The organism is Actinomadura geliboluensis, from assembly GCF_005889745.1.
GTDB lineage: Bacteria > Actinomycetota > Actinomycetes > Streptosporangiales > Streptosporangiaceae > Spirillospora > Spirillospora geliboluensis.
In genome coordinates, this window is the sequence record NZ_VCKZ01000641.1 from 1 (window position 1) to 3,091 (window position 3,091).

At 74.9% G+C, this 3,091-nt stretch carries 1 protein-coding gene and 1 pseudogene; one reads left to right on the forward strand and one right to left on the reverse strand.

The features are described from left to right. Nucleotides 1-960: pseudogene (locus ETD96_RS42885) on the reverse strand (hypothetical protein); the annotation flags it as partial. Between the two features lie 221 nt (nt 961-1,181). Between ETD96_RS42885 and ETD96_RS42890 the strand changes: the two are divergent. Beyond that, nucleotides 1,182-3,091 (forward strand): hypothetical protein (locus tag ETD96_RS42890; protein ID WP_138642206.1); only part of this gene is annotated, 1,910 nt, incomplete at its 3' end.

The window sequence follows — 3,091 nt, forward strand, 5'->3', positions numbered from 1 at the left end:
GACCCTAGAGCCGGCGTCCGCAGAGTCAGTTGTGTCTAAGAGACAGGCACCAGGGGCGCCTCGCCGGGGCGGACGGTGAGATCGCCGCGGTTCGCGACACCGCCGCCGTCGTCGGGCTACTCGGCGAGACTCCGGCCGCATCACGAACCGGACCCCGGCGACCTCCCGGACGGGCGGCCGCGCCAGCGCCGCCACCAGCTGCGTGCTCGCCTCGAACGGCCCGTCCGCGCCCGGGACCAGCGCGTACGGCAGCCCGGTCAGGTCCGCCGACGCGCACACCAGCGCCGCCACCCGCGCGGCCGCCGCCGGCGTCGCCGCCCCGGCCGCCAGCCGCACGCGCCACAGCCCCGACGCCGCCGCCCGCCGCAGCTCCCGGTGCCGCCGCTCCATCCGGACGGCGGCCACCGACTCCTCCGGCGACAGCTCCGCCATCGACCGGGCGCGCTGCTGCCGGTCGGCGAGGTCGTCGGCGAGGCGCGCGGCCTCGGACGCGTCCACCGGCTCGGCCACCAGCAGCCAGGCGAACGGCTGCGTCCACACCGAGAGCAGACCGTCCTCCAGCGACGGCCTGGCGGGCTCCTCGCGGGCCGGGTCGTCGGCGAGCAGGCCGTCCGCGACGCCGCCGATGCCGACCCAGTGCGGCATCGCGGCGGCGGCGACCCCGTCGGGGAGCAGCACGCCGCGCCCGCCCGCCGGCAGGCTCAGCGTTGCCGCGCTCCCGTCCCGGTCGGCGACGAGCCCGGACCCGCCGACCAGCACCTCCGTGGGCCCGAACGCCGCCGCCCGCCGCCAGCCGACGAGCACCGGCTCGCCGCCCGCGTGGTACGCCGACACCAGCGCCGCGAGCCGCTGGTCGCGCCACTCGTCCCGGCCGTCCGCCCGGTCCGGACGCGGGACCTCGAGCAGCCTGCACACCGGCAGGCCGCGCACCACGTCCCAGATCTCCGCCGCCCCCGCCATGGGCAGTCAGGGTATTGAGCAAGAGTGTCGTTGTGAAGGCCGGTTTGCGACGGAGGGCCTGACAAGTTCCGTGTCAATCTGCTTGGGTTGTTCGCGGCATCGCCGTGCTCACCACGCTCAACGGGCCCACCGGACGCACCGCGCTCCCCGCGCTCCCCGCGTCCGGCCCGGAGGCGCGACGGCCGAGTCGGCACCCGAGAGCAGAGCGGGGGTACAGCGTCGTGAGGGGCGAACCGGTCGATCACGGGGGGCCGCTGTCGCGCCGCGAGCGGCTGTTCAGCCCCGACCCCCGCATTGGATGGGTGTTCCGGGACCGCTGGTGGTTCCTCACCCCGTTCCCCGATCCGCCGCCGCAGCAGCAGGCGCTGCCGGACTACCTCGCGCGGCGCGTCGCCGAGACCGAGGCCGCCGCCCAGCGCAGAGTGAGCCGGACGCTCCCGGCCAGCGCCGCCGTCGCGGCCGTTCTGGTCCTGTTCGCTGCCGTCGCCGCCGGTCTGTCCACGAGCTTCACCGTCGCCTTGCTGCTGCTCGCCGTCATCGCGGTGACGCCCGGCGTGGTGCTGACCCGGTGGGCGATCCAGCAACGGGAGGGCGCGCGCAGGGCCTACGAACTGGCGCAGAAGCAGATCACCGGCGGCTACCACGAGCAGGCGCGGAACTGGCAGGCGCGCAAGCAGGCCCACGAAGCCGCAGAGCGCGCGCGGCTCGACGAACTGCCCGAGTGGGGCGCCGCTCCACGCCCCGGCCGCCGCCTGGACGTGTTCGGCGGGACGCTGTGGGCGTGGGAGGCGCTGCTCACCACCTATGGGACGTCCACCCTCGCCGTCCAGCCGCTGCTGGTGCTCGACCTGTCCCGGGAGGTCGTCAGCCGCGAACTGGTCGAACTGTCCCGATCTGCCTGGATGAGGGTGGACGAGCAGCTGCTGCCCAGCCACCAAGCCTCTTCCACCCTGCTCACCGACATGTCGCCGCAGGAACTCGTCGACGCGATCGTGGAGTCCATGCACGGCGGCGGCCCCGACGCCGCCCGCGCCGAACGCAGCATGGACGACCGCATCCTCACCAAGGTGTGCGGCGCCCTCGGCGGCGACATCACCCTCGCCCGGATCGCCGCGGCGCTCCGCGTCCTGATGGGCGAGCCCGACGACGGCGACGCCCTGACCCGCGACGAGCGGCGGCGCATCGGCACCGAGCTGTTCACCGTGGAGTACCGCCGCCAGGCCCACGCGAACCTGTCGCGGATCGAGTCGTACATCCACCCCCTGGAAGACCTCGGCACGGAGCCGACCGGCACGGGTCCGGGCTACCTGACCTGCATCGCGCTGGACAGCCAGGCCCGCAACGTCCGGTCCGAGCTGCTCACCGACCTGATCGTCCAGTGGGTCACGCACCGGATCACCGCGTCCTGGGAGGCGACGCCCGCCCTCGTGGTCGCCGGCGCCGACGAACTCGCCCGCCGCCACCTGGAGCGGCTCTCGGACGCCTGCGAGCGGCGCGGCGTCCCGCTGACCCTGCTGTTCCGGCGGCTGCGCGAGACGTCCGCCGAGCTGATCGGCGGCGGCGCCGTCGCGTTCATGCGCCTCGGCAACCACGAGGACGCCGCCCGCGCCGCCGACTTCATCGGCCGCGACCACCGGTTCGTCCTGTCGCAGATCACCAAGAACGTCGGCGGGAACGAGTCGCACACGTCCACCGACACCCGCGGCGAGGGCGACTCGGAGACCCGCAGCACCAGCCGCACGACCGGCTCGTCCCGCACCTGGGGGACGAGCAGCTCCGCCGGCGTCGCCCACTCGGGCGGCGAGATGTTCGGGCTGTTCCCCGACCGCTCCACCTCCAGCCAGCGCGGCCGGAACCGGGGCGGAGCCGACAGCCGCAGCGACACCGAGGGGACCGCCGTCGCCACCACGCGGAACTGGTCGGCCGCCTCCTCCTACGCCGAGGGCACCAACTGGAGCGACGCCGACACCAGCCAGCGCGTCTACGAGTACGTCGTCGAGCCCGTCACCCTCCAGCACCTCCCGGACCACGCGCTGCTGCTCGTCCAGTCGGCGCCCGGCGGCGGACGCACGGTCACCGCGGTCGAGTGCGACCCGGCGATCATCACGCTGGACCGCGTCACCACCGGCCC